A 24,567-nucleotide genomic window follows, 5' to 3' on the forward strand; every position below is an offset into this window, starting at 1 on the left:
CGCGTTGTCGGAATATGACGACGACGATGCGACGCCGTTCTCTCTCGCAGCCGAGCAGAGCGCTGGACCGGAGCACCGAAGGCGACGGAACGGTTCATCAGACCGTTCACACCTCCACATCCGTACCGATCTACGCCGCGCTGGTCGAGCGCTGGGCATCCGCGGGGCGGGCGGTCCCCGGGCGCTACGACCGCGAGTGGGCCGAACTGGTCAGCTGTCCCGCCTGGCCGGACCGGGTCCGTGCGGCGGCCCGCCCGGCGGCACGGCCGTCCGCCGACTGAGCCACCGCCCGTCCGCCGACCGAGCCACGTGCCGCCTCACCGGCCGGTCCGCCGCACGGCCACCGACCGGCCGACCGCACGGCTCATCGCACGGGACGCGGCTACTCGTCCCCGCCCTCCAGGCCGCCCTCCGTCTCCAGGTACAGCTCCCGCACCCGCTCCAGCACCTCCGGGTCGGGCTCGGCCCACAGTCCGCGGCTCTCGGCCTCCAGCAGCCGCTCGGCCATGCCGTGCAGCGCCCAGGGGTTGGCCTGCTCCAGGAAGGACCGGTTCTCCGGGTCGAGCAGATAGGTCTGGGCGAGCTTGTCGTACATCCAGTCGGCCACCACACCCGTGGTCGCGTCGTAGCCGAAGAGGTAGTCGACGGTCGCCGCGAGTTCGAAGGCGCCCTTGTAGCCGTGACGGCGCATCGCCTCGATCCAGCGAGGGTTGACCACCCGGGCACGGAAGACCCGTGAGGTCTCCTCGTGGAGGGTGCGGGTGCGGACCGTCTCGGGGCGGGTGGAGTCGCCGATGTACGCGGCGGGCGCGGTGCCCTTGAGCGCGCGCACGGTGGCCACCATGCCGCCGTGGTACTGGAAGTAGTCGTCGGAGTCGGCGATGTCGTGCTCGCGGGTGTCGGTGTTCTTGGCCGCGACCGCGATCCGGCGGTAGGCGCTCTCCATCTCGGCCCGCGCCGGGCGCCCCTCGAGACCACGGCCGTAGGCGTAGCCGCCCCAGACCGTGTAGACCTCGGCGAGGTCGGCGTCGGTGCGCCAGTCCCGGCTGTCGATGAGCTGGAGCAGTCCGGCGCCGTAGGTACCGGGCCGGGAGCCGAAGATGCGGGTGGTGGCGCGCCGCTCGTCACCGTGTTCGGCGAGGTCGGCGCGGGTGTGCGCCCGTACGTAGTTGTCCTCGTCGGTCTCGTCGAGGGAGGCGGCGAGCCGTACGGCGTCGTCGAGCAGCCCCACGACGTGCGGGAAGGCGTCCCGGAAGAACCCGCTGATGCGCAGGGTGACATCGACGCGCGGACGGCCCAGCTGGTCGAGCGGTACGGGTTCGAGTCCCGTTACGCGTCGCGAGGCGTCGTCCCACACCGGGCGGACGCCCAGCAGCGCCAGCGCCTCGGCCACGTCGTCGCCGGAGGTGCGCATCGCGCTCGTCCCCCACAGCGACAGGCCCACCGACTTCGGCCACTGGCCGTCGTTGTCGGCGCGGTAGCGCTCCAGGAGCGAGTCGGCGAGCGCCTGGCCGGTCTCCCAGGCCAGCCGGCTGGGCACGGCCTTGGGGTCCACGGAGTAGAAGTTGCGGCCGGTCGGCAGGACGTTGACCAGTCCGCGCAGCGGTGAGCCCGACGGGCCCGCGGGGACGAATCCGCCGGCCAGGGCGTGGACGGCGTGGTCGATCTCGTCCGTCGTGGCGGCCAGCCGGGGCACGACCTCGCGGGCGGCGAAGCCCAGGACGGCGGAGACGGCGGGGCGCTGCTCCACGGGCAGCGTGAGCACGGCCTTCTCGGCGGCCTCCGGCTCCCATCCGGCGTCCTCCATCGCCTGGACCAGCGCGCGGGCCCGCTCCTCTGCCTCGTCGGCGCCGGTGCGGGTGGCGGCCGACTCGTCGAGGCCGAGCGCCTCGCGCAGGCCGGGGAGGGCGGTCGTACCGCCCCAGATCTGGCGGGCGCGGAGGATGGCCAGGACGAGGTTGACGCGCTCGGGTCCGGTCGGGGCGGTGCCCAGGACGTGCAGGCCGTCGCGTATCTGGGCGTCCTTGACCTCACACAGCCAGCCGTCGACGTGCAGCAGGAAGTCGTCGAAGCCGTCGTCGTCCGGCCGCTCCTCCAGGCCCAGGTCGTGGTCGAGCCGGGCGGCCTGGATGAGGGTCCAGATCTGGGCGCGGATGGCGGGGAGCTTGGCCGGGTCCATCGAGGAGATGGCGGCGTACTCGTCAAGGAGCTGCTCCAGCCGCGCGATGTCGCCGTAGGAGTCGGCGCGGGCCATCGGCGGGACGAGGTGGTCGACGAGGGTGGCGTGGACACGGCGCTTGGCCTGGGTGCCCTCGCCGGGGTCGTTGACCAGGAAGGGGTAGATCAGCGGCAGATCGCCGAGCGCGGCGTCGGGGCCGCAGGCGGCGGACAGTCCGGCGTTCTTGCCCGGCAGCCACTCCAGGTTGCCGTGTTTGCCCAGGTGGACCATGGCGTCGGCGCCGAACCCGCCGTCCGCCCGCGGTGTGGCCATCCAGCGGTAGGCGGCCAGGTAGTGGTGCGAGGGCGGCAGATCGGGGTCGTGGTAGATGGCGATGGGATTCTCGCCGAAGCCGCGCGGGGGCTGGATGACGACCAGCAGGTTGCCGCGGCGCAGCGCGGCCAGGACGATCTCACCCTCGGGATCGCGGCTGGTGTCGACGAACATCTCGCCGGGCGGCGGGCCCCAGTGCTCCTCGACCGCGTCCCGCAGCTCCCCCGGCAGCGTGGCGTACCAGCGGCGGTAGTCGGCGGCCGGGATGCGGACGGGGTTGCGGGCCAGCTGTTCCTCGGTGAGCCACTCCTGGTCGTGGCCGCCCGCCTCGATGAGGGCGTAGATCAGCTCGTCGCCATTGCCGGACCCCAGGCCCGGGAGCGCGTCCGGCCCGTCCTCGGGGCCGAGGTCATAGCCTTCGGCGCGCAGCCGGCGCAGCAGGGCGACGGCGCTCGCGGGGGTGTCGAGTCCGACGGCGTTGCCGATCCGGGAGTGCTTGGTGGGGTAGGCGGAGAGGACGAGCGCCAGGCGCTTGTCGGCGGCGGGGATATGGCGGAGCCGGGCGTGTCGCACCGCGATCCCGGCGACCCGCGCGGCGCGCTCGGCGTCGGCGACATAGACCGGCAGCCCGTCCTCGTCGACCTCCTTGAACGAGAACGGCACGGTGATGAGCCGCCCGTCGAACTCGGGGACGGCGACCTGGGTCGCGGCGTCCAGCGGCGACAGCCCCTCGTCGTTCTCCTCCCACGCGGCGCGCGGCGAGGTCAGGCACAGCGCCTGGAGCACGGGCACGTCGAGCGCGGCCAGCGCGCCCGCGTCCCACGCCTCGTCGTCACCGCCCGCGGACGCCTCCGCGGGGCGGGTGCCGCCGGCCGCGAGGACGGTGGTGACGACGGCGTCGGCCGCGCCCAGGGCCTCGATCAGCTCGGGTTCGGGGGCCCGCAGCGAGGCGACGAACAGCGGCAGCGGGCGGCCCCCGGCGTCCTCCACGGCCCGGCACAGGGCCTCGACGAAGGCGGTGTTGCCGCTCATGTGGTGGGCGCGGTAGTAGAGCACCGCGACGGTCGGGCCGGTGGCGTTCTCGCGGGCGGTGCGCTCCAGCGGGCCCCAGGTGGGCGCGGGCGCCGGCGGTTCGAAGCCGTGGCCGGTGAGCAGCACGGTGTCGGAGAGGAACCGGGCCAGCTGGTCCAGATTGCCGGGCCCGCCGTGGGCGAGGTAGGCGTGGGCCTCGGCGGCGATGCCGACCGGGACCGTGGACGCCTCCATGAGCTGGGCGTCGGGCGCCTGTTCACCGGTCAGGACGACGACGGGGAGGTCGCCCGCGAGCAGGGTCTCGAGCCCCTCCTGCCAGGCGCGGATGCCGCCGAGGAGCCGGACGACGACGAGTTCCACGCCGTCGAGGAGCCCGGGGAGGTCGTCGAGGGCGAGGCGGGCCGGGTTGGCGAGGCGGTACGGCACCGGGCCCGTGGCGGCACGGGCGCTGAGCAGGTCGGTGTCGGACGTCGACAGCAGCAGAATCATGCGGCGGCAGGCCTTCCTCGGGGTCCGCGCCCCGGGCGGGTTGAAGACGGCGGCAGTTCCTGGCTCGCCCGGCCGCTGCCCTGAGGGCAGCCGCCGCGCTCACAGTGGCGGGACCGCGCCGGATTTCCACCGGCTTCCTGCCGTGAGTGCCGTCTTGTGCGTCCGGCGGGCCGGGATCGACCCGCCGCTGAGCATAGTAAGCGTTGCTGACCTGCCACGGGACGGTGAGTTCCGGCCTGGCCGGGGCGGTGGGCCGGACCGGATCGTCGGTATGCTCGCCGCCATGCCCCTCCCCCCGACAACCACCCCACCAGGGGATGAAACCCCCGTGCGCGGACGCGATGACGCCTGTCCGGGCGCGCTGCGGCTGCACCCGGCGGACGACGGCTCGCTCGCCCGGATCCGGGTGCCGGGGGGTCTGCTGACGGCCTGTCAGGCACGGGCGGTGGGGCGGCTGGCCGAGGAGTTGGGCGACGGCCGACTGGACATCACCTCACGGGGCAATCTCCAGGTGCGCGGTCTGGGAGCGGGGTGCGGCGCCGAACTGGCGGCCCGGCTGCGGGCGGCCGGCCTGCTCCCCTCGGACCGCCATGACCGGGTGCGCAACATCGTGGCGTCGCCGCTGTCCGGTCTGGACGGCAGGGGACACGCGGATGTGACGGCGTGGGTACGGGAGTTGGACACCGTGCTGTGCGACGACACACCCACGGAGCACGAAGAATTGTCGGGCTTGTCGGGCCGGTTCCTGTTCGCGCTGGACGACGGGCGGGGCGATGTGGCCGCGTTGGGCGCGGATGTGACATTGATCGCAACGCCGGACGGCGGAGCCCTGTTGCGGGTCGAGGGTCCACTGCCGTGTCCGGGTGTGTCGTCGCCGTCGCCGTCGAGTGCGGCGACGACACACCCGGAGACGGCACCGCGGCGAACGCCGCGTACGGACGGCTCCGCCCTGCCCGACGGCGACGCGGGCGTGGCGGGCGTCGCCACGGACGGGCCGGTTGCGGGCGGCGATCTCTGGGTGCGGAGCGGGGACGCGCCGCGCGCGGCCGCGCTGGCCGCGGTGGAGTTCCTGGCCAAGGCCCGCGAGAGCGGCACCCGAGCGTGGCGGGTACGCGAACTCCCCGCGCGACACGCCGTGACGGCCGACGATTTGGCCGCGCGACTCGCCGACGCGGGCATCGAGGCCGTACCGGTGGAGCGCGGACCAGCCGGTGCCTCCGCCGCACCGCCCGCCCCCGGGCCGGTCCCCGGCCCGCACGGGCGCCACGCGCTGTCCGTCGTCCTCCCCCTGGGCCGGGTGAGCGCCGCGCAATGGCGGCTGCTCACCGCGCTCGCCTCCCGGGGCGGGGCGGATGAGCTGCGTATGACACCCTGGCGCGGCGTGGTGCTCCCCGGGTTCTCCCCGGCCGACGCGCGCGGTGCCGCGCTGGAACTGTCCGACGCGGGACTGGTGACCGCGCCGGACTCGCCGTGGCTCGGGGTCGGCGCGTGCACGGGACGCCCCGGCTGCGCCAAGTCCCTGGCGGATGTGCGGACCGACACGGCGCGCATGGTGTCGGGCACGGCGCGGACGGTCGCGGACGCGGCACACCCGGTCGACGCGGCGCACCCGGTCGACGCGGCACACCCGGTCGACGCGGCGCAGCGTGTCGCGGGCGCGTCGTCCGGCGGCGGCCGGCCCCGGGGCGACCTGGCCGGGGACGGCGGGACCGACGGCGGCCGGTGCGGGGACGGCCGGACCGGGGACGGCCGGACCGGGGGCGATCCGCTGTCGGCCGGGCCCGGTCCGCTGCCGGTGTACGTCTCCGGCTGTGAACGGCGCTGCGGTCACCCCGGGGGCCGCTATGTGGACGCGCTGGCCACCGGCGACACGGCCTACCGGGTCACCGTACGGGGCGCGGAAGACGACACGCCGGAGGCGGACAGCGTGGATGTGACAGCAGAGCAATTGGCCGGCGCCGTGGCGGCGGCCCGTGGAACGACATGATCGAGGACACCGTGTTCGACTACGAGAAGGACGGGGCGGCCATCTACCGCGCGTCCTTTGCCACCATCCGTGCCGAGGCCGACCTCGGCGGGCTCCCCGCCGACGTCAGCCAGGTGGCGGTGCGGATGATCCACGCCTGCGGCATGGTCGACCTGGTCAAGGACCTCGCGTACACGACCGGGGTGGTCTCCCGCGCCCGCGCCGCGCTGCGGGCCGGCGCGCCCGTGCTCTGTGACGCGCGCATGGTCGCCAGCGGGGTCACCCGCAAGCGGCTGCCCGCCGACAACGAGGTGCTCTGCACACTCGCGGACCCCGCGGTACCGGAGTTGGCGCGGCGCATGGGCACCACGCGCAGCGCCGCCGCGCTGGAGCTGTGGCGGGACCGGCTGGACGGGGCGGTGGTGGCGGTCGGCAACGCCCCCACGGCGCTCTTCCGGCTGCTGGAGATGATCGAAGAAGGCGCGCCGCGGCCGGCGGCCGTGATCGGTGTGCCGGTGGGCTTCATCGGCGCCGCCGAGTCCAAGGAGGCGCTGGCCGGCCATCCGGCGGCGCTCGACCACCTGGTGGTGCACGGCCGGCGCGGCGGCAGCGCCATCGCCGCGGCCGCGATCAACGCGATAGCGAGCGAGGAAGAGTGAGCGAGCAGCAGACCGGCCGGCTCTACGGCGTGGGGCTCGGCCCCGGCGACCCCTCCCTGATGACCGTACGCGCCGTGGAGGTCATCACCGAGGCCGATGTCATCGCGTACCACAGCGCCCGGCACGGCCGCAGCATCGCGCGCTCGATCGCCGAGCGGTACCTGCGGCCCGACCACATCGAGGAGCGGCTGGTCTACCCGGTCACCACGGAGTCCACCGACCACCCGGGCGGCTATCGCGGCGCGATGGAGGAGTTCTACGCCGACGCGGCCGCCCGGCTCGCCGCGCATCTGGACGCGGGGCGCACGGTCGCGGTGCTCGCGGAGGGCGATCCGCTCTTCTACGGCTCGTACATGCACATGCACAAGCGGCTCGCCGACCGCTACCCCACCGAGGTCATCCCCGGTGTCACCTCGGTCAGCGCCGCGGCCGCCCGGCTGGGCACACCGCTGGTGGAGGGCGAGGAGGTGCTGACGGTCCTCCCCGGCACCCTGCCGGAGGAGGAGTTGACGGCCCGCCTGGCGACGGCGGACGCGGCGGCGGTGATGAAGCTCGGCCGGACCTTCCCCACGGTGCGGCGGGCGCTGGAGCGGTCGGGGCGGCTCGCGGACGCGCGCTATGTGGAGCGCGCCACGATGGACGCGGAGCGGACCGCCCCGCTGGCCGAGGTCGACCCGGAGTCGGTGCCGTACTTCTCGATGGCGGTGCTGCCCAGCCGGGTGGACGCGCCGCGCGGCGGGTCCGGCGCGGGTGAGGTCGTGGTCGTCGGCCTCGGCCCGGCCGGGCCGCTGTGGCTCACCCCCGAGGCACGGGCCGAACTGGCCGCCGCCGAGGACCTCGTCGGCTACACCACCTATCTGGACCGGGTACCGGTCCGCCCGGGTCAGCGGCGCCACGCCTCCGACAACAAGGTCGAGGCCGTACGCGCCGAATTCGCCCTCGACCTCGCCCGGCGGGGCCGGCGGGTCGCCGTCGTCTCCTCCGGCGACCCGGGCGTGTTCGCCATGGCCACCGCCGTCCTGGAGGCCGCCTGCGAGGACCCCTACCGCGAGGTCCCGGTGCGGATCGTGCCCGGCATGACCGCGGCCCACGCCGCCGCCGCCCGGTCCGGCGCCCCGCTCGGCCACGACTACGCGGTGATCTCCCTCTCCGACCGGCTCAAGCCCTGGGAGGTCATCGCCGAGCGCCTGCGCGCCGCCGCGGCGGCCGACCTGGTGCTCGCCCTCTACAACCCCGGCTCACGCAGCCGCGTCTGGCAGGTGGGCAAGGCCCGCGAACTCCTGCTGGAGCACCGCGCCCCCGACACCCCCGTGGTCCTGGGCCGCGACATCGGCGGCCCCGGGGAACGCGTACGGATCGTCCGCCTGGCCGACCTCGACCCGGCCGAGGTCGACATGCGCACCATCCTCCTGGTGGGCTCCTCCCAGACCCGCACGGCCCGCCGCGGCGACGGCACGCAGGTCGTCTGGACCCCGCGCCGGTACCCGGAGGCGTAGCCGCCGGGTAACGCGGGTCAGCCCAGGGTCGTCCGCAGCCAGGTGGCGGCTTCGGCGGGGGTTTCGGCCACGGGGACGCCCTCGGGGGCGGGCGGGCGGCGGACGAGGACGACCGGGAGGGCGGCGGCGCGGGCCGCGGTGAGTTTGGGGGCGGTGGCGTGGCCGCCGCTGTCCTTGGTGACCAGGACGTCGATGCGGTGGCGGCGCAGCAGCTCCGTCTCGCCCCCGAGGGTGAACGGGCCGCGGTCGAGGATCACCTCCATGCGGGGCGGGGCCGGCGGCTCGGGGGCGTCGACCGAGCGGACCAGGAACCACTGCTCGGTCAGGTGGGCGAAGGTGGCCAGGCCCATCCGTCCCGTGGTGAGGAAGATCCGCTCCCCCAGGTCCGGCAGCAGCCGCGCGGCCTCGGCCAGCGAACCCGCGGAATGCCAGCGGTCGCCCGGACCGGGGACCCAGCCGGGGCGGCGCAGGGCGAGCAGGGGAACATGGACGTCGGCGGCCGCCTGGGCCGCATGGGAACTGATCGTGTCGGCGAAAGGATGGGTGGCGTCGATGAGCGCGTCCACCTGGTGCTCGCGCAGCCAGCGGGCCATGCCCTCGGCGCCCCCGAACCCGCCGATCCGCACCTGCCCCACGGGCAGTCGCGGTGCGGCGACCCGGCCCGCGAGGGAACTGGTCACGCGCAGGGCGGGGGCGTCGGCGAGTTCCTCGGCGAGGCGGCGCGCCTCGGTGGTGCCGCCGAGGATGAGCACATGGCGCGCCGGTGCGCTGTTCATCGGGTGCCTTTCGTCGTCCGTGCGCCCGTCATCGTATGCGCGGCGGCCGGCCCATGGCTGAGGCGGAGGCCAGGACCGAGACGGCAGGGGGGCGGAGCGCGCAACTGGAGCGGACGGGGCTGCGGCACGGCTGGACCACCGGGGCGTGCGCGACGGCCGCGACGACGGCCGCGTACACCGCCCTGCTCACGGCGGAGTTCCCCGATCCGGTGACCATCGCACTGCCCAAGGGGCAGCGCCCCGCGTTCGCGCTCGCGGCCGAGGAACTGACGGCGGACCGGGCCATGGCCGCGATCGTCAAGGACGCCGGGGACGATCCGGACGTGACCCACGGAGCGCTGGTCAGGGCCACGGTACGGGCCCTGCCACCCGGCCGCGGCGTGGTCTTCCGGGCCGGTTTGGGCGTCGGCACGGTGACCCGGCCCGGACTGCCGCTCCCGGTGGGCGAACCGGCCATCAACCCCGTGCCGCGCCAGATGATGCGCGACCACATCGCCTCGGTCGCGGCCCGGCACGGCGCAACCGGCGACGTCGAGATCGAGATCTCGGTGGACCACGGCGAGGAGATCGCCCGCTCCACCTGGAACCCGCGACTGGGCATCCTGGGCGGACTGTCCATCCTCGGCACGACGGGCGTCGTCGTGCCCTACTCCTGCTCGGCGTGGATCGACAGCATCCGGCGCGGAGTGGACGTCGCACGCGCGGCGGGCCGCCGCCATGTGGCGGGCTGTACGGGCTCGACGTCCGAGAAGGTGGCGGTGGCCGTGCACGGACTGCCGCAGGACGCGCTGCTGGACATGGGCGACTTCGCGGGGGCGGTGCTGAAGTATCTGCGCCGCCACCCGGTGGACCGGCTGACCGTCGCCGGCGGCTTCGCCAAGCTCTCCAAGCTGGCCGCCGGACATCTGGACCTCCACTCCTCGCGGTCCCAGGTGGACAAGGGGTTCCTCGCCGAACTGGCCCGCCGTGGCGGGGCGGACGAGGCTCTCGCGGAGGCGGTGGCCACGGCCAACACAGGGCTGGAGACGGTCCAGCTGTGCTCCGCCCACGGCGTGCCCCTCGGCGACCTGGTCGCGACGGCGGCCCGCGACACGGCACTCGGGGTGCTGCGCGGCGCACCGGTGGCGGTGGACGTGATCTGCATCGACCGCGCGGGCACGATCGTGGGCCGTGCGGAGCCGCGGGGTCCGCGAGACCGCTGAGCGCTGTTCGCGGCGCCTGGCGCGGCGTCGGCTCGGCGCCTGGCACGGCGCGGCGCGGCGCGGCACCGGCACGGCGCGGCACCTGGCGCGGCACGGCGCGGCGTGTCGTGTCGTGCCGTGCCGATGCCGGCGCCGCCGCTTGGGGCGCCATCCGCCGGCGCGGCGGCACACAGGCGGCACACCGAACCAGCGCCTCCCACGCAGCCGGTGCCGCCCCCTTGGGCGCCACCCGCTGGTGCAGCGACACGCCGACGCAGCGGGCCGCCGACTAGCGGCACACCGACCAGCAACCCGTCGCCGCGAGACAGCCGGGGCGGCGGCACACCGGTGTGGCGGCACGTGGGCACCACGTGATTCGGCTGCCGCCCCTCACCCGTGAGGCGCGGGTGCGGACGGCTCGCCCGCCACGCCCCGCCACACTGCGCCGGTGCGCCGGTGCGCCGACCACGCTGCGGGCCCCGCGCGCCATACGTCGCACGGCACCGTGCGACGCCGCTGCCGGTGCACTGCGCGGGCGCACCCCGCACGCCGTCGGGCCCCACACCTCGGCGCCGTCGGCGGCGGGCGGCGGCAGGCGGGGGCCCAGCCGCGCCGGAGGCGGGCTCAGACGACGGGCGGGTGGCAGGGCTCGTGCGGGCGCTCGCGCTCCGGGGAGTAGAGGTGGCTGTCGCGGAACTGCTCCGCGCCGAGGGTGCGGCCCACCATGATGACGGCCGTCCGCACCACGCCCGCCGCCTTCACCTGCGCCGCGATGTCGTCCAGCGTGCCGCGCAGCACCAGTTCGTCGGGGCGGCTGGCCATGGCGACCACGGCCGCCGGGCAGTCGGCGCCGTAGTGCGGGAGGAGTTCGTCGACGACGCGATCCACATAGCGGGCGGCGAGATGCAGCACGAGCAGGGCGCGGCTGCGGCCGAGGGTGGCCAGGTCCTCGCCCTCGGGCATGGGCGTGGCCTGCTGGGCGACGCGGGTGAGGACGACGGTCTGGCCGACGGTCGGCACGGTCAGCTCACGCTTCAGCGCCGCGGCCGCGGCAGCGAAGGCCGGGACGCCCGGAACCACCTCGTACGGAATGCCGGCGGCGTCGAGGCGGCGCATCTGCTCGGCCACGGCGCTGAACACCGACGGATCGCCGGAGTGCAGCCGGGCCACGTCATGGCCCGCCCGGTGCGCGGCCACCAGCTCGGCGGTGATCCGGTCGAGGTCGAGCCGGGCGGTGTCGACGAGGCGGGCGTCCGGCGGACATTCGGCGAGCAGTTCACGCGGCACCAGGCTGCCCGCGTACAGGCACACCTGGCAGCGGGCCAGGGTCCGGGCGCCGCGCACCGTGATCAGATCGGCGGCACCGGGGCCCGCGCCGATGAAGTACACCGTCATCGCGTCTCTCCTTGAGCGGCTTCAGCAGGTGGTACGAGGAGCCGCCGATCGGCGAGTCCGCCGACACCGCCCTCGGCTCCGGCCGAACTCCCCACTGCCGAGGGCCCGGAGGGCTCGCGGGGATCAGCCGGAACGGCAGGGGCGGCAGGCCCGGCGGGAGCCACAGACCCGGCGGGAGCCACAGACCCAACGGGAGCAGCGAGTCCGGCAGACCCAGCAGGGACAGCGAGCCCGGCAAGAGCAGCGGCGGCCGCAGACCCAGCAGACCCGGCAGGAGCGGCGAACCCAGCAGATCCAACAAGCCCGGCGGGAGCCACAGACCCAACGGGAGCGGCCAGCCCAACAGACCCAACAGACCCAGCAGGGACAGCGAGTCCGGCAAGAGCGGCGGCGGCCACAGGCCCAACGGACCCGGCAGGCCCAACGGACCCGGCAGGCCCAGCAGGAGCGGCGAACCCAGCAGACCCAACAAGCCCGGCGGGAGCCACAGACCCAACAGACCCAGCAGACCCGGCAGGCCCAGCAGGAACCGCAGGCCCAGCAGGAGCGACAGACCCAGCAGACCCAGCAGGCCCAGCAGGAGCCGCAGGCCCAGCAGGAGCGACAGACCCAGCAGACCCAGCAGACCCGGCAGGCCCAGCAGGAGCCGCAGGCCCAGCAGGAGCCGCAGGCCCAACGGACCCGGCAGGCCCAACGGGCCTGGCAGGCCCAGCAGGGGTGTCCGGGGTGGTGTGCGGCTTTGTGGCGGACCATTGGGTGACCGGCATCGCCTGGCGCCAGCCGGTGAAGGTGCCGACCGGGGTGGCGTGGGATACGGCGAGGCGGATCAGGTCGCCGCCGTGGCGGCGGTACCAGTCGGCGAGCAGCGCCTCGGACTCCAGGGTCACCGTGTTGGCGACGATCCTGCCGCCCGGCGGCAGCGCGGTCCAGCACGCCTCCAGCACTCCGGGGGCGGTCAGGCCGCCGCCGATGAACACCGCGTCGGGGGTGGGCAGTCCGGCCAGGGCGTCCGGGGCGGCACCGGTGACCACGGTCACCCCGGGCGCCCCGAGGGCCGCCGCGTTGCGGCCGATGCGCTCGGCGCGCACCGGATCGCGTTCCACCGAGACCGCCCGGCAGGTGCGGTGGGTGCGCGTCCACTCCACGGCGATGGAGCCCGAGCCGCCGCCGACGTCCCACAGCAGTTCCCCGGGGGCGGGGGCGAGCGCGGCGAGCGTCGCGGCCCGCACATGGCGCTTGGTCAGCTGGCCGTCGTGGTCGTACGCCGCGTCGGGCAGTCCCGGCGCGAGCGACAGGCGCGGGGCGCCGGCCGCCGGGGCGCAGTCGACGGCGATGACGTTGAGGGGGTCGCCGGGCGGATGCGGCCACTCCTCGGCCGTACCCTCCACACAGCGTTCCCGTGCGCTCCCCAGCTGTTCGAGCACCCGCATCCGGCTCGGGCCGAAACCGCGGTCCCCGAGCAGCCGGGCCACCTCGGCGGGGGTGTCGGCGCCCGCGCTGAGCACGAGCAGCCGCCGCCCCGCGTACAGCTCACGGGTCAGCGTGGCCAGTGGCCGGCCGACGAGGCTGACCACCTCGGTCTCCTCCAGCGCCCAGCCGAGCCGGGCACAGGCCAGGGAGACCGACGACGGATGGGGCAGCACCCGCAGCCGTTCGGCGCCCAGCAACTCGGCCAGAGTGCGGCCGATGCCGAAGAACATGGGGTCGCCGCTGGCCAGCACACACACCCGCCGTCCGGTGTGCGCGGCGAACAGCCCGGGGACGGCGGGGCGCAGCGGCGAGGGCCAGGACACCCGTTCACCGGGGCACTCCGGCGGCAGCAGACCCAGGTGGCGCCGGCCACCGATGACCACCTCGGCCGTGCGCAACGCCTCGCGGCCCGCGGGACCGAGCCCGTCCCAGCCGTCGGCGCCGATGCCGATGACGGTCACGGGGGGAGGCGGCGGGCTCACGGTGGTCACCTCGCGGGTCGGGGACAGTCCCCGAAACTCTACTGACCTACTGACCTGCTACGACGCCCCGGCCCCCGGCTCCCGCTCCAGCCCCTGCGTCTGCGTCTGTACCTGCGCCTGTTCCCGCTCCCGATCCCGGTCCCGTGCTTCATCCTGCTCCTGCTCCCGCTCCTGCTCCAGCTCGGCCAGCGCGAGCAGTTGCTCGACGGTCATGTCCTCGGGGATCGGTACCGGCGCCGGGGTGCGCAGCGGTGGCTGCCAGCCCTCGTCCGGGGCCCAGCGCCGTATGATCCGGGCCGGTGCCCCGGCCACCACGGCGTGGTCGGGCACCTCGCCCCGTACGACCGCGCCCGCCGCGACCACCACATTGCGGCCCAGCCGGGCCCCGGGCAGGATCACCGCGCCCGCGCCCAACCAGCTGCCGGGGCCGATGCGGACGGGCGCGAAGCGCGGCCACTGCCGGCCGATGGGCTGGTCCGGATCGTCGTAGGAGTGGTTGTCGCTGGTCACGTAGACGTACGGACCGCAGAAGACGTCGTTCCCGAACTCCACGGGGACGGAGGCGATCACATGGCTGCCCCGGCCCAGCACCACGCCGTTGCCGATGCGCAGCACAGGGTCGGGGCCGAGGTCCACGCCGGGCATCATGCCGGCGGTGAGGGTCACCTGCTCGCCGATGACGCAGTGCTCGCCGAGTTCGATCCACGGTTCGCCGAAGACGGTGCCCTGGGGGAACGCCAGCCGGGTGCCGGCGCCGATGTGGCGGAAGCGGTACGGGCCGGGGCGCTCGGCCGTCACCGCGCCGGCCCGCTGTACGGCGCGCCATCCGCGGTGGACCAGACGGGAGGTGGCGCGTCCGCGCCAACCCCGCCAGGATGAGAACAGGTTCCCGTTCTTCGGCATTCGCCCACCGTATCGGCCCAACGCCGGGACAGTCCGTCTCACCCCGGCATCCGTCTCACCCCGGCGTCCCGCTCACCCCGGCGCCTCGGGCGCCTCACCGGCGCCCCCCGCCCCGCGCAGTACGCAGTCGCCGCACAGCCCACCGCCCGGCACCCGGTAGTAGAGACAGCAGGTGCGGCGCCGGTAGCCGAGCGGCGCGGGGGTCAGGGTGCCGGTGTCGCGCAGCGGTGGACGGACAAGCTGGGCACGCGCCAGTTCGGTGGCCCGGTCCGCCGCCTCCGGAAGGCCGTGCGTCCGGCACCAGTCGTGCAGCACCCGCAGCGAACCGGCGAGCGCGGAGGCGGCGTTGCCCCACAGCAGCCGCCCCGAGACCCGGTACGCCCGCTCGACGGCGTGGTGCAGCGGCGTCAGATGGACGTACGCCGCGGTGCCCATCCGACCGGCGAGCCCTCCCGGTTCGCCCATCACCGGCGGCGCCGCGCCGGGCCACCACAGATCGTCGGGGGCGGTGCGCTCGGGGTTCCACCACAACCGGTCGGGCCGCAGGTGGGGCACCCGGCCGGAGAGGGCCGCCGGACCGAGCGCGAGGGACCACATCCGGGCGGCGAGCCCCTGGAAGGCGAGCGAGGCCGCGACCCTCGGCTCCTCGGTGCGCAGGCTCGCGGCGACCGCCTCGACGCGGGCGCGCAGCACCGGCCCGGCGGCGCCCTGGCCGGTCAGCCGGTACGCCTCGCCGATCCGCGCGTACCCCTCCTGGTGTGGCTCGCCGGTGCCGGTACGCAGGGCGAAGAACGGACCGACCCGCCCCGCCCCGGACAGCGGCGCCTCATCCACCGTCGACCGACGGTCCGCCATCGACCGGGACTGCTCCACCGTCGGCCCGCGCTCCACCCTCGACCGACGGTCCACCACCGACCGGCACTCCACCCTGGGCCCGCGCTGCGCCCTCGGCCGACCCCTGGAAGGCCGCCAGCAGCCGGTCCGCCGCCAGCGTGGCCGTCAGTGTGCCGTCGCGGACCTGCTGTTCCAGCTCGGGCCCGAGCCGCCGCACCTCGGGGTGGGCGTGCAGCCGCGCGAGCAGTTGGTCGCGCACCATCGACCAGGTCCAGTCGACCTGCTGGTCGCGCCGCTTGGCGTGCAGCGCGCCGGTGGCGTCCAGCACCCGGCGGTGCTGTTCCAGGCGCTCCCACACCACGTCGAGCCCGGTGGACTCGCGTGCGCTACAGGTGAGCACGGGCGGGTTCCAGGGCGCGTCCGGCGGCTGCAACAGCCGCAGCGCGCCCGCGAGTTCACGGGCCGCCGACTTGGCGTCCCGTGCGTGGGGGCCGTCCGCCTTGTTGATGGTGACCACGTCGGCCAGCTCCAGGACGCCCTTTTTGATGCCCTGGAGCTGATCGCCGGTGCGGGCCAGGGAGAGCAGCAGGAAGGAGTCGACCATATTGGCCACCGCGGTCTCGGACTGGCCCACGCCGACGGTCTCCACCAGCAGCACGTCGTAGCCCGCGGCCTCCATGACGACCATGGACTCGCGGGTGGCCCGTGCCACCCCGCCCAGCGTGCCGGCGCTCGGCGAGGGCCGTACGAACGCGTTGGGGTCGACCGCCAGCCGCTCCATCCGGGTCTTGTCGCCCAGGATGGAGCCGCCGGTGCGGGTCGAGGAGGGGTCGACGGCGAGGACCGCGACCTTGTGGCCGGCCCCGGTGAGCATGGTGCCCAGCGCGTCGATGAAGGTGGACTTGCCCACCCCGGGCACCCCGCTGATGCCGATCCGCCGCGCCCCGCCGGTGTGCGGCAGCAGCTCGATCAGCAGCCGCTGGGCGAGGTCGCGGTGGTCGGGCCGGGTGGACTCGACGAGCGTGATCGCGCGGGCGATGTACGCGCGTTTGCCGTCGAGCACACCCTTGGCATACTCCTCGATGTCGATCGTCCGCGGCATTACAGCTCGTGGCCGAGGTCGGCGGCCAGCTTCCGCACCAGGTCGTGGGCGGCGTCGGGGATGACCGTGCCCGGCAGGAAGACGGCGGCGGCGCCGGCCTCGTGCAGGGTCTGGACGTCCTGTGGCGGGATGACCCCGCCGACCACGATGGTGATGTCCTCGCGCCCCGCCTCGGCCAGTTGCTCGCGCAGCGCGGGCACGAGGGTGAGGTGGCCGGCCGCGAGCGACGACACGCCGACGATGTGCACATCGGCCTCCACCGCCTGCCGGGCGACCTCCTCCGGCGTCTGGAACAGCGGGCCGACGTCGACGTCGAAGCCCAGGTCGGCGAAGGCGGTGGCGATCACCTTCTGGCCGCGGTCGTGCCCGTCCTGGCCCATCTTGGCGACCAGGATGCGGGGGCGGCGGCCCTCCTCGCGCTCGAACGCCTCGACCAGCGCGCGGGTGCGGTCCACGCCGGACGACGGTCCGGCCTCGTCTCGATACACACCGGAGATCGTACGGATCTGGCCGGAGTGGCGGCCATAGACCTTCTCCAGCGCGTCGGAGATCTCCCCCACGGTCGCCTTGGCACGGGCGGCGTCCACGGCCAGCGCCAGCAGATTGCCCTCCAGGCCGCTGCCGGGGCCGGACTCGGCGGCGCGGGTCAGGGCGCGCAGCGCGTCCTGGCAGACCGTCTCGTCGCGCTCGGCGCGCAGCCGCCGCAGCTTCTCGATCTGCTGGGCGCGCACCGCGGAGTTGTCGACCTTCAGGACCTCGATCTGCTCATCGCTGTCGACGCGGTACTTGTTGACCCCGATCACCGGCTGGCGACCGGAGTCGATGCGCGCCTGGGTGCGGGCCGCGGCCTCCTCCACGCGCAGCTTGGGGATGCCCGCGTCGATGGCCTTGGCCATGCCGCCGGCCGCCTCGACCTCCTCGATGTGCTGCCAGGCCCGCCGCGCCAGGTCGTACGTGAGCTTCTCGACGTACGCGCTGCCGCCCCACGGGTCGATGACCCGGGTGGTGCCCGACTCCTGCTGGAGCAGGATCTGGGTGTTGCGGGCGATCCGGGCGGAGAAGTCGGTGGGCAGCGCGAGTGCCTCGTCGAGGGCGTTGGTGTGCAGCGACTGGGTGTGGCCCTGGGTGGCGGCCATGGCCTCCACGCAGGTGCGCGCCACGTTGTTGTACACGTCCTGGGCGGTCAGCGACCAGCCGGAGGTCTGCGAATGGGTGCGCAGGCTGAGCGACTTGGGGTTCTTCGGGTCGAACTGCTGCACCAGCTTGGCCCACAGCAGCCGCGCCGCCCGCAGCTTGGCGATCTCCATGAAGAAGTTCATGCCGATCGCCCAGAAGAACGACAGCCGGGGCGCGAAGGCGTCCACGTCCATCCCGGCGTCCAGCCCGGCCCGCAGGTACTCCACACCGTCGGCGAGGGTGTAGGCCAGCTCAAGATCGGCCGTGGCACCCGCTTCCTGGATGTGGTAGCCGGAGATGGAGATGGAGTTGTAGCGCGGCATCCGCTGCGAGGTGAAGGCGAAGATGTCGGAGATGATCCGCATCGACGGCTGCGGCGGATAGATGTAGGTGTTGCGGACCATGAACTCCTTGAGGATGTCGTTCTGAATGGTCCCGGCCAGCTTCTCGGGCGGTACGCCCTGTTCCTCGGCGGCCACGATGTAGAGCGCGAGCACGGGCAGCACCGCGCCGTTCATCGTCATCGACACGCTCATCCGGTCCAGCGGGATGCCGTCGAAGAGCTGCCGCATGTCGTAGAGGGAGTCGATGGCCACGCCCGCCATGCCGACGTCACCGGTGACCCGGGGGTGGTCGCTGTCGTAGCCCCGGTGGGTGGGCAGGTCGAAGGCGACCGACAGGCCCTTCTGGCCGGCCGCGAGGTTGCGGCGGTAGAAGGCGTTGGACTCCTCGGCGGTGGAGAAGCCCGCGTACTGCCGGATGGTCCAGGGCTGGTTGACGTACATCGTCGGGTACGGGCCGCGCAGATAGGGCGCGGCGCCGGGGTAGGTGCCCAGGAAGTCGACGCCCTTCAGGTCCTCGGCGGTGTAGAGCGGTTTGACCCCGATGCCCTCGGGGGTGTCCCACACCAGGTCCTCCACGCCCTTGCCCACGCTGTTCTGCAGCGCGGCGGCCCAGTCGCCGGAGCTGGGCACCGGGCCTTCGGCCGGTCCGTCCAGATCGACCGCCGAGAAGTCGGGGATCTTCCCCGGCTCCGCCGGAGCGCCCGCCATCACGCCACCCCCATGGTGTCCAGAGCCGAGGCGAGCACCTCGACCGCGTCGCAGCCCGCGAAGACGTATCCGTCCACGCCGGCCCGCTCGTACTCATCCTGTCGTGTCCCCGGCCGTCCGGCCAGGTAGACCTGTGCCGCACCGGCGGCCTTCAGCCGCTCGGCCACGGCGGCCGCCTCCTGCGCGTACAGCGTGTCGCTGGAGCACAGGCAGGCCACCCGGGCGCCGCTCGCGGTGAACGCCTCGGCGACCGTCTCGGCGGTCACGGTGACCGGTTCGTGGACCGCCTCGATCCCGCCCGCCTGGAAGAGGTTGACGGCGAAGGAGGCGCGGGCGGTGTGCGCGGCGGCGGGGCCCAGCGCGGCCAGGAAGATCCTGGGCCGGGCGCCCTCGGCCGCCAGATGCGCGTCGGAGCGGGTGCGCAGCGCCTCGTACGCCTCGTCGCGGCGCACCCTCGGCAGTCCGCCGCCGGGCGGCTCGGGCGCGGGCTCGCGCTCGACGGGCCGCTCGGCGAGGTTCGGGAACTCGCTGACGCCGGTGATCGGCTCCTTGCGGCGGGCGAGGTCGCGGGTGCGGCGGGCCCAGGTCTCGGCGAGCCGGTCGCGTACCAGCCCGGAGGCGAGGGCCGCGGCCATGCCTCCGGCGCGCTCGATCTCCTGGAACCAGGCCCAGGCGGCGCGGGCGACGTCGTCGGTGAGCTTCTCGACGTACCAGGAGCCGCCGGCCGGGTCGATCACCCGGGCCAGGTGCGCCTCCTCCAGCAGGATCGTGGAGGTGTTGCGGGCGATGCGGCGGGCGAAGTCGTCGGGGAGGCCGAGGGCGCTGTCGAAGGGCAGCACGGTGACCGCGTCGGCGCCGCCGACGCCCGCCGCGAGGCCGGCCACGGTGGTGCGCAGCATGTTCACCCAGGGGTCGCGCCGGGTCATCATCACCGGGGAGGTCACCGCGTGCTGACGCTGGGCACGTGCCTCGGACGGCGCGCCGCACGCCTGCGCCACGCGCGCCCACAGGCGCCGGGCGGCCCGGAACTTGGCGATGGTGAGGAACTGGTCGGCGGTGGCCGCGTAGCGGAACTCCACCTGGGCGCAGGCGGCCTCGACGCTCAGCCCGGACTCGGTGAGGGTGCGCAGATAGGCCACCGCGGCGGCGAGGGAGCAGCCGAGCTCCTGGGCCGCCCCGGCGCCCGCCTCGTGGTACGGCAGCGCGTCCACGGCGAAGGTCCGTACGCCGGGGTGGTCGCGGTCACAGGTCCGCGCGAGGTCGGCCGCGGCGGCCAGCTGCCCGGCCAGGTCGTCGTCGCGTCCGGTGCGGGCCGCCAGCCCCAGCGGATCCGCGCCGAGGTTGCCGAGCGCGGCGCCCGGCGGCACCTCGCGGTCGGAATAGAGCCGCAGCAGCGCGCGGGCGGCGTCCGCGAACTCGGCTCCCGCGTCGAGGACGACGGGGGCGAGGTCGAGATAGACCCCCTTGAGCACCTCGGGCAGGGCGTCCACGGGCACCCCGGCCGCGCCGACCGCGAGCCAGACCGAGCCGGCGCCGTTCTCCAGGTCGGCGAGGACCGCCTGGTTGGTGCGGACCGGATCGGGGTGGGCGTGGCGCTGCCGTACGTCCCAGCCGGAGAGGGTGGAGCCCTCGGCCCGGCCGCCGCGCACGAAGGGCGCGAAGCCGGGGAATCCGGGGTCCTGGGGGACGTCCTGTGCGGTGTAGAGCGGGCGGACGGTGATCCCGTCCTCGAGCGCGGTCGCGAGGGCCTCTTCGGCCTCGGCGCCCACGGCGTCCGAGGTGCCGGTTTTACGCAGCACGCCTTCGACGAGGTGGCGCCATTGGTCGCGCGTCACTTCCGGGAAATCGTCGGCTAGGGAAAGCCCGTCGGGGAGGACCGTCATAGGAGGAGGCTAATGGGATCTTCTCAAGCCACAGCAGAGGTTTGGGCTGTGAGCTTACTCTCGGGACCGGAATGCCAATTCCGTCCGATTAAGCGCCGGTAAGGCCAAAAACCCGAGGGGTCTCAGGGGTTGCGTCCCGATACGGCAGGGGTCGGGGGTGAGGGCACCCTCGGCTCCGCTCGGAAACGGCCGTCGACACGAGGCACACGTCGTGCATACAGCGGCCCGCCCGGTGCGACGGGGGATGCACACCGGGCGGGCTCAAGAACCTTTCTACCCCATCCTCCCGGGGTCACGCATCAAAAACGTGTACGCCTCCCCGCTTCACCAGGCGACAGGGAGCGAGATCAGGCCACGCGCGCGGATGGACGGCCGCCACCGCAGCCGCTCCCTCGGGACGTCCAGCCGCAGCCCCGGGAAACGCCGAAGCAGCGCGGCCAGAGCGGTTTCCGTCTCCATCCGGGCGAGGGGCGCGCCGAGGCAGTAGTGGATGCCGTGACCGAGCGCAAGATGACCTGACCGGCCAAGATGTGGATTGAACGCGTCCGGATCCTGGAAATGGGCCGGGTCGCGGTGTGCGGAGGCCGTCGAGAGCAGCACGGTCTCCCCGGCCGGGATGGTCACACCGCCGATCTCGATGTCCTCCAGGGGGAAGCGGCGGATGCCCAGCGACGCCGGGCCCTCGTACCGCGCCAGCTCGTCGAAGGCAGCCGGAAGACCGCCCGGGTCCTCGCGCAGCTTCTGGAGGACCTGGGGGTGGTCGAGCAGGGTGAGCACCGAGTTGGCGATGAGATGGACGGTGTTCTCGTAGCCCGCGAGGAGGATGAGGAAGGCGAGCGAGGTCAGTTCGTCCTCGGTGAGCCGGTCGTCACCGTCCCCGGACTCGTCGTCCCGGACCCGGATGAGGTCGGACAGCAGGTCGTCGCCGGGTTCGGCGCGCTTCGTCGCGATGAGCCCGGTGTAGAAGCGGAGCATGCTGCCGACCGCTTCCTTCGCCGCCCCCGGCCGCGCCGGGTCGGGCGTGATCAGGGCGTCGCTCCAGGCCCGGAAGTCGCGCCGGTCCTGCTGCGGTACGCCGAGCAGATCGCAGATGACGATGATGGGCAGCTGTCCGGCGTAGGCGGCGAGCAGGTCCGCACGGCCGTCGGCCTCGATGGCGTCGAGCAGTTCGTCGGCGATCCGCCGGACCGGTTCGCGCATCTTCTCCACACGGCCGGGGGTGAACGCCTTGACCACCAGCCGGCGCACCCGGGTGTGGTCCGGCGGGTCCATGTTGAGCAGGTTGCGGTCCAGGGCGGGCGGCAGGGCGAAGCCGCTGAAGTTGCCCGGGGCGGCGTGCCGCTTGTCCAGGGCGAGGCGCGGATCGGCGAACAGCTGCCGCACGTCCTCGTAACGGGTCACCAGCCAGGCGGGCCGTCCGTCGGTGCCGGCGATCCGGTGGACCGGGCCGGCCTCGCGGAGCGCGGCCAGGGCCGGATAGAGGTCCTCGATCATCGGGGCGGTGTCAACGAGCTCCGGGCCGTCCGTTCCGGCGGCGTTCGCGGTGTTCTGCATGGATCCCGACTCTAGGCGGTGGTCTCTTCCCGGCCTGGACGGACGGAGCGTTCCAGCCCGTCCAGGCGATGTGCGCGGCTGCGCGTCGTGGTGGCCGGGAGGCGGCGCCGGGACTGAATCTCCCCGGCGCCGCCTGTGCCACGGGCGGCCCCGACCCCCGTCCAGGGCCACCTCGTCTGTGATCCCCCCTCACCGCCGCTCGGCGGCGGTCTCCTCCCTCAGTTCCGCCAGCACCTCGTCCACCAGCGGCAGGCGGTAGACGTCGGCGACGCGGGCCAGATGCTCGTGCTCGTCCACCAGTTCGGCCCCTGTCGTCAGCACCACGCTGTCCGCCGCGGACTCCGGTACGTGTCCGCTTGCTTGGTTCAGCAAACCGCGTCTGAGGGCCGCCGCTTCCACTACGGCAGCAAGTTGCCAATCGTCGAGTCCGGCCGCGCTGGCCTTGACATGCGCGATCTCCATCACGCGGGCCTCCGCGTGACGCCGTATGCCGCGCTGGACATCCCGGATCTCCGCCATCTGCCGGTTGGCCCGCCACTCCAGGTCCGCGAAGGGCCACCAGCCGGTCCAGCGGGAGCGCCCCATGGACACCTCGGGGGCCTGCGCGGTGACCTCCCGCCACAGCGGCCGCAGCCGCCGGAAGCGGCGCCACGCGGCGGCCCGCGGCCCCACGGCGGGGATGGCGAACCCGGCCAGCACCAGGAGGGCCGCGACCGAGGCCGTCAGCGGGGCCACACCGTTGGAGAGCCAGTACAGCTCACGGCCCGCCCAGGAGAAAACAAAACCGATCAGCTTGCAGGCGCAGTACGCCAGTCCCAGCCAGCACCCGGCGGCGAGCACCCGCAAGCCACGGGCCAGCCATGAACCGCGCAGGCTGGCGGCATAGCGCGGGCACAGGACGCCCAGTCCCGCCAGACCGGCTCCGAAAATGGCCAAATAGAGCACCAGGAAGAGGACCACTCCGGGGGCGTCGGCATACGCGGTGCTGAAGTCGCGGGGGTGTTCCACGGCGTCCGGGCGGCCGACCGCGAAGCCGATGATCGCCACGGTCCAGGCCGCGGTCACGGCGCCGACCACCACGCCGGACCGCCTCGCCGACCCCGTCCAGCGCAGCAGGAGCACCAGCGCACCGGTGGCGAACACCACGACGGAGGAGTAGAGGAAGACCATGGCGAGGTTGGCGACGCCCACGAGGCGGTCGAACCAGCGGTAGACGCTGGGCGCGGAGAACAGGAACACGTTCGCCACGGACGCGGTCATCACGCAGGCCAGGCCGAGATCGGCGTTGGCGCGGTCGCGGAACCAGGCGCGGGCCTTGTATCCGGCCATCGTCCACGCGGCGATGCCGAAACACAGATACACAAGGTCAAACATCGCTCGTGTCACCCCGTTCACCGGGTAAGCCACCGTCGGTGCGGTCGGCGCCGTCGGCCCGGTCGGTGCGCACATGGCGCAGCGCCGGACCGAGGGCCGCGGCGAGGTCGGCCGCCCGGCCCTGGAGCGGCAGCCCGTGGTCCGGCGAGGTCGGCACCACATGCTCCATCAGCAGGGTGCCCAGCACCTCGGTCTCGCGCTCGGTGAGGTTGTCGTAGCAGTGGTGACGGGCGAAGTCCGGGGTCATCCCCAACCGGCGCATCGCGGTGGTCACATCCACCGACGGCGTCCACATCCGCAGTGCGTCCTCGGTGACCGCCGGGTCCTGCTCGTGTCCGAGCAGCAGATGGCCGATCTCGTGCAGCACGATATGGATCTGGTGCCAGGGGGACGTCCGGAGCTCGTAGAAGATCCAGTAGTCCTCGTCGGTGGAGGCGGTCATGCCCGACACCACACCGCCCAGGCTCATCGGCACCATATGGACGGGGCGTCCGACGCGGCGGGCGACGATGTCGCACAGACCGGGCAGATCGGTGGAGGCGGGCAGCCCGAGCTCCTTGATGAGCTGTTTGCAGCGCCGCCGTATCCGGCCCATTCTCATGCCCGTACCGCCCTCGTATCCGGTCCGCCGCCAGGAGGTGAACAGTTGCTGCGGGTCACTGCCGGCCATGCGTCGCCCCGCTGTCCGGACCGCCCGAACCGTCCGTCCCCCCGGCGCCGTTGGCCCCGTCCGGCCCGGCCGGCTCGGAGGATTCGGGCGGTTCCGGCGGGAGGTTCATCTGCTGCCGGAACTGGGAGATGATCGTGGTGAGGCTGTCCTGGACCTCTGGCGGGAGGCCCACGGCGCGCAGCGCGATGCTGCGGACCCGCTTGTCGCGCATGGCGACGAGGAACCGTACCTCTTCCTCGACCCGCTCGGCCTGGGAAGGCGACAAGTCGCCCAGCAGATATCCGACGGGGACGGCGAAGAACTTGGCGAGCGCCCGCAGCACATCCGGGCTGGGGTTGGTGCGCTTGCCGTTGCGCAGCATCGACAGATACTGCTCGGTGAGGGTCGTCTCGCCGTACTCGTCGCCACCGCTGATCGCCTCGGCCACATGGGCGTTGGTGTACGGGGCGCCCGGCGGGTGCATGGTGGTGAACAGGTAGTTGAGCCGGTCCGCCAGCGGGCTGCCGGCCGCGTCCGGTGACCTGTCGGCACCCACTGCCATCTGCGCCCCCTCACGGCTGCTCCCCGGGGTCGAACGCCCTC

The 24,567-nt window shown here is 74.0% G+C and carries 17 protein-coding genes, 1 pseudogene and 1 riboswitch; of the genes and pseudogenes, 5 read left to right on the top strand and 13 right to left on the bottom strand.

What is annotated here, in order from left to right; translation table 11 throughout:
• Positions 1 to 26 precede the first annotated feature (26 nt).
• Positions 27 to 281 (top strand): hypothetical protein, encoded by a 255-nt coding sequence (locus N6H00_RS04025; protein WP_268970143.1) that lies wholly within the window; start codon positions 27 to 29, stop codon positions 279 to 281.
• 101 nt (positions 282 to 382) lie between these two features.
• Here N6H00_RS04025 and cobN read toward each other — a convergent pair whose 3' ends face one another.
• Positions 383 to 4,012, bottom strand: a complete 3,630-nt coding sequence (gene cobN / locus N6H00_RS04030) for a cobaltochelatase subunit CobN (protein ID WP_268970144.1) — start codon at positions 4,010 to 4,012, stop codon at positions 383 to 385.
• A 53-nt stretch (positions 4,013 to 4,065) separates the two neighbouring features.
• A riboswitch (cobalamin riboswitch) is annotated at positions 4,066 to 4,152 on the bottom strand.
• 131 nt (positions 4,153 to 4,283) lie between these two features.
• On the opposite strand from cobN, the gene N6H00_RS04035 reads away from it, so the two are divergent.
• Genes N6H00_RS04035 through N6H00_RS04045 form a run of 3 tightly spaced genes read left to right on the top strand, consistent with a single transcriptional unit; the run spans position 4,284 to position 8,133 of the window.
• Positions 4,284 to 5,999: a nitrite reductase gene (locus tag N6H00_RS04035; protein ID WP_268970145.1), complete on the top strand. Its 1,716-nt coding sequence runs from the start codon at positions 4,284 to 4,286 to the stop codon at positions 5,997 to 5,999.
• Positions 5,996 to 6,637, top strand: a complete 642-nt coding sequence (locus N6H00_RS04040; protein WP_268970146.1) for a precorrin-8X methylmutase — start codon at positions 5,996 to 5,998, stop codon at positions 6,635 to 6,637. Before N6H00_RS04035 ends, N6H00_RS04040 begins: the two co-directional genes overlap by 4 nt.
• Positions 6,634 to 8,133, top strand: coding sequence for a precorrin-2 C(20)-methyltransferase (locus tag N6H00_RS04045; protein ID WP_268970147.1), 1,500 nt, complete (start codon positions 6,634 to 6,636; stop codon positions 8,131 to 8,133). Before N6H00_RS04040 ends, N6H00_RS04045 begins: the two co-directional genes overlap by 4 nt.
• Positions 8,134 to 8,150: 17 nt before the next feature.
• Here N6H00_RS04045 and N6H00_RS04050 read toward each other — a convergent pair whose 3' ends face one another.
• Positions 8,151 to 8,909 carry a cobalt-precorrin-6A reductase gene (locus N6H00_RS04050; RefSeq protein WP_268970148.1) on the bottom strand — a complete coding sequence of 253 codons (759 nt, stop codon included), beginning with the start codon at positions 8,907 to 8,909 and terminating at the stop codon, positions 8,151 to 8,153.
• 53 nt (positions 8,910 to 8,962) lie between these two features.
• Here N6H00_RS04050 and N6H00_RS04055 point away from each other — a divergent pair, with 53 nt between their 5' ends.
• Positions 8,963 to 10,111, top strand: coding sequence for a cobalt-precorrin-5B (C(1))-methyltransferase (locus N6H00_RS04055; protein ID WP_268970149.1), 1,149 nt, complete (start codon positions 8,963 to 8,965; stop codon positions 10,109 to 10,111).
• 603 nt (positions 10,112 to 10,714) lie between these two features.
• On the opposite strand, the gene cobM is transcribed toward N6H00_RS04055, so the two are convergent.
• From cobM to N6H00_RS04110, 11 genes and pseudogenes are all read right to left on the bottom strand, one after another.
• The gene (cobM, locus tag N6H00_RS04060) at positions 10,715 to 11,485 is read right to left on the bottom strand and encodes a precorrin-4 C(11)-methyltransferase (protein ID WP_268970150.1); all 771 of its coding nucleotides are present in this window, start codon (positions 11,483 to 11,485) and stop codon (positions 10,715 to 10,717) included.
• Between the two features lie 713 nt (positions 11,486 to 12,198).
• Positions 12,199 to 13,437, bottom strand: a pseudogene (cbiE, locus tag N6H00_RS04065) (precorrin-6y C5,15-methyltransferase (decarboxylating) subunit CbiE); the annotation flags it as partial.
• Between the two features lie 57 nt (positions 13,438 to 13,494).
• A complete protein-coding gene (locus tag N6H00_RS04070) occupies positions 13,495 to 14,340 on the bottom strand; it encodes an acyltransferase (RefSeq protein ID WP_268970151.1) in 846 nt (281 codons plus the stop codon).
• Positions 14,341 to 14,412: 72 nt separating this feature from the next.
• Positions 14,413 to 15,195: a (2Fe-2S)-binding protein gene (locus N6H00_RS04075; RefSeq protein ID WP_268970152.1), complete on the bottom strand. Its 783-nt coding sequence runs from the start codon at positions 15,193 to 15,195 to the stop codon at positions 14,413 to 14,415.
• On the bottom strand, positions 15,167 to 16,276 hold the full coding sequence (gene meaB, locus N6H00_RS04080; RefSeq protein WP_268970153.1) for a methylmalonyl Co-A mutase-associated GTPase MeaB: 1,110 nt from the start codon (positions 16,274 to 16,276) through the stop codon (positions 15,167 to 15,169). Before meaB ends, N6H00_RS04075 begins: the two co-directional genes overlap by 29 nt.
• Entirely contained in the window at positions 16,276 to 18,504 is a 2,229-nt protein-coding gene (gene scpA / locus N6H00_RS04085) for a methylmalonyl-CoA mutase (RefSeq protein WP_268970154.1), read from the bottom strand. Before scpA ends, meaB begins: the two co-directional genes overlap by 1 nt.
• The gene (gene mutA, locus N6H00_RS04090) at positions 18,504 to 20,387 is read right to left on the bottom strand and encodes a methylmalonyl-CoA mutase small subunit (RefSeq protein WP_268970155.1); all 1,884 of its coding nucleotides are present in this window, start codon (positions 20,385 to 20,387) and stop codon (positions 18,504 to 18,506) included. The genes scpA and mutA overlap by 1 nt, the downstream gene beginning before the upstream one ends.
• Before the next feature lie 324 nt (positions 20,388 to 20,711).
• The gene (locus tag N6H00_RS04095) at positions 20,712 to 21,941 is read right to left on the bottom strand and encodes a cytochrome P450 family protein (RefSeq protein WP_268970156.1); all 1,230 of its coding nucleotides are present in this window, start codon (positions 21,939 to 21,941) and stop codon (positions 20,712 to 20,714) included.
• Between the two features lie 189 nt (positions 21,942 to 22,130).
• Complete coding sequence (locus N6H00_RS04100) at positions 22,131 to 23,315, bottom strand: MAB_1171c family putative transporter (RefSeq protein ID WP_268970157.1); 1,185 nt, start codon at positions 23,313 to 23,315, stop codon at positions 22,131 to 22,133.
• Positions 23,308 to 23,985: an ImmA/IrrE family metallo-endopeptidase gene (locus tag N6H00_RS04105; RefSeq protein WP_268970158.1), complete on the bottom strand. Its 678-nt coding sequence runs from the start codon at positions 23,983 to 23,985 to the stop codon at positions 23,308 to 23,310. Before N6H00_RS04105 ends, N6H00_RS04100 begins: the two co-directional genes overlap by 8 nt.
• Positions 23,972 to 24,526 (bottom strand): helix-turn-helix domain-containing protein, encoded by a 555-nt coding sequence (locus N6H00_RS04110; protein WP_268970159.1) that lies wholly within the window; start codon positions 24,524 to 24,526, stop codon positions 23,972 to 23,974. Before N6H00_RS04110 ends, N6H00_RS04105 begins: the two co-directional genes overlap by 14 nt.
• Between the last annotated feature and the right edge of the window lie 41 nt (positions 24,527 to 24,567).

Source organism: Streptomyces sp. S465 (genome assembly GCF_026898115.1).
In the GTDB taxonomy this organism is placed as follows: Bacteria; Actinomycetota; Actinomycetes; order Streptomycetales; family Streptomycetaceae; genus Streptomyces; species Streptomyces luomodiensis.

Coding starts and splice junctions, on each gene's coding strand:
- meaB (WP_268970153.1), bottom strand. CDS start 16,276: ATGCCGCGGACGATCGACATCGAGGAGTATGCCAAGGGTGTGCTCGAC.
- mutA (WP_268970155.1), bottom strand. CDS start 20,387: ATGACGGTCCTCCCCGACGGGCTTTCCCTAGCCGACGATTTCCCGGAA.
- N6H00_RS04055 (WP_268970149.1), top strand. CDS start 8,963: ATGGCTGAGGCGGAGGCCAGGACCGAGACGGCAGGGGGGCGGAGCGCG.
- N6H00_RS04050 (WP_268970148.1), bottom strand. CDS start 8,909: ATGAACAGCGCACCGGCGCGCCATGTGCTCATCCTCGGCGGCACCACC.
- N6H00_RS04025 (WP_268970143.1), top strand. CDS start 27: ATGCGACGCCGTTCTCTCTCGCAGCCGAGCAGAGCGCTGGACCGGAGC.
- N6H00_RS04100 (WP_268970157.1), bottom strand. CDS start 23,315: ATGTTTGACCTTGTGTATCTGTGTTTCGGCATCGCCGCGTGGACGATG.
- N6H00_RS04035 (WP_268970145.1), top strand. CDS start 4,284: ATGCTCGCCGCCATGCCCCTCCCCCCGACAACCACCCCACCAGGGGAT.
- cobN (WP_268970144.1), bottom strand. CDS start 4,012: ATGATTCTGCTGCTGTCGACGTCCGACACCGACCTGCTCAGCGCCCGT.
- N6H00_RS04070 (WP_268970151.1), bottom strand. CDS start 14,340: ATGCCGAAGAACGGGAACCTGTTCTCATCCTGGCGGGGTTGGCGCGGA.
- N6H00_RS04040 (WP_268970146.1), top strand. CDS start 5,996: ATGATCGAGGACACCGTGTTCGACTACGAGAAGGACGGGGCGGCCATC.
- N6H00_RS04110 (WP_268970159.1), bottom strand. CDS start 24,526: ATGGCAGTGGGTGCCGACAGGTCACCGGACGCGGCCGGCAGCCCGCTG.
- N6H00_RS04105 (WP_268970158.1), bottom strand. CDS start 23,985: ATGGCCGGCAGTGACCCGCAGCAACTGTTCACCTCCTGGCGGCGGACC.
- N6H00_RS04075 (WP_268970152.1), bottom strand. CDS start 15,195: ATGGCGGACCGTCGGTCGACGGTGGATGAGGCGCCGCTGTCCGGGGCG.
- N6H00_RS04095 (WP_268970156.1), bottom strand. CDS start 21,941: ATGCAGAACACCGCGAACGCCGCCGGAACGGACGGCCCGGAGCTCGTT.
- cobM (WP_268970150.1), bottom strand. CDS start 11,485: ATGACGGTGTACTTCATCGGCGCGGGCCCCGGTGCCGCCGATCTGATC.
- scpA (WP_268970154.1), bottom strand. CDS start 18,504: ATGGCGGGCGCTCCGGCGGAGCCGGGGAAGATCCCCGACTTCTCGGCG.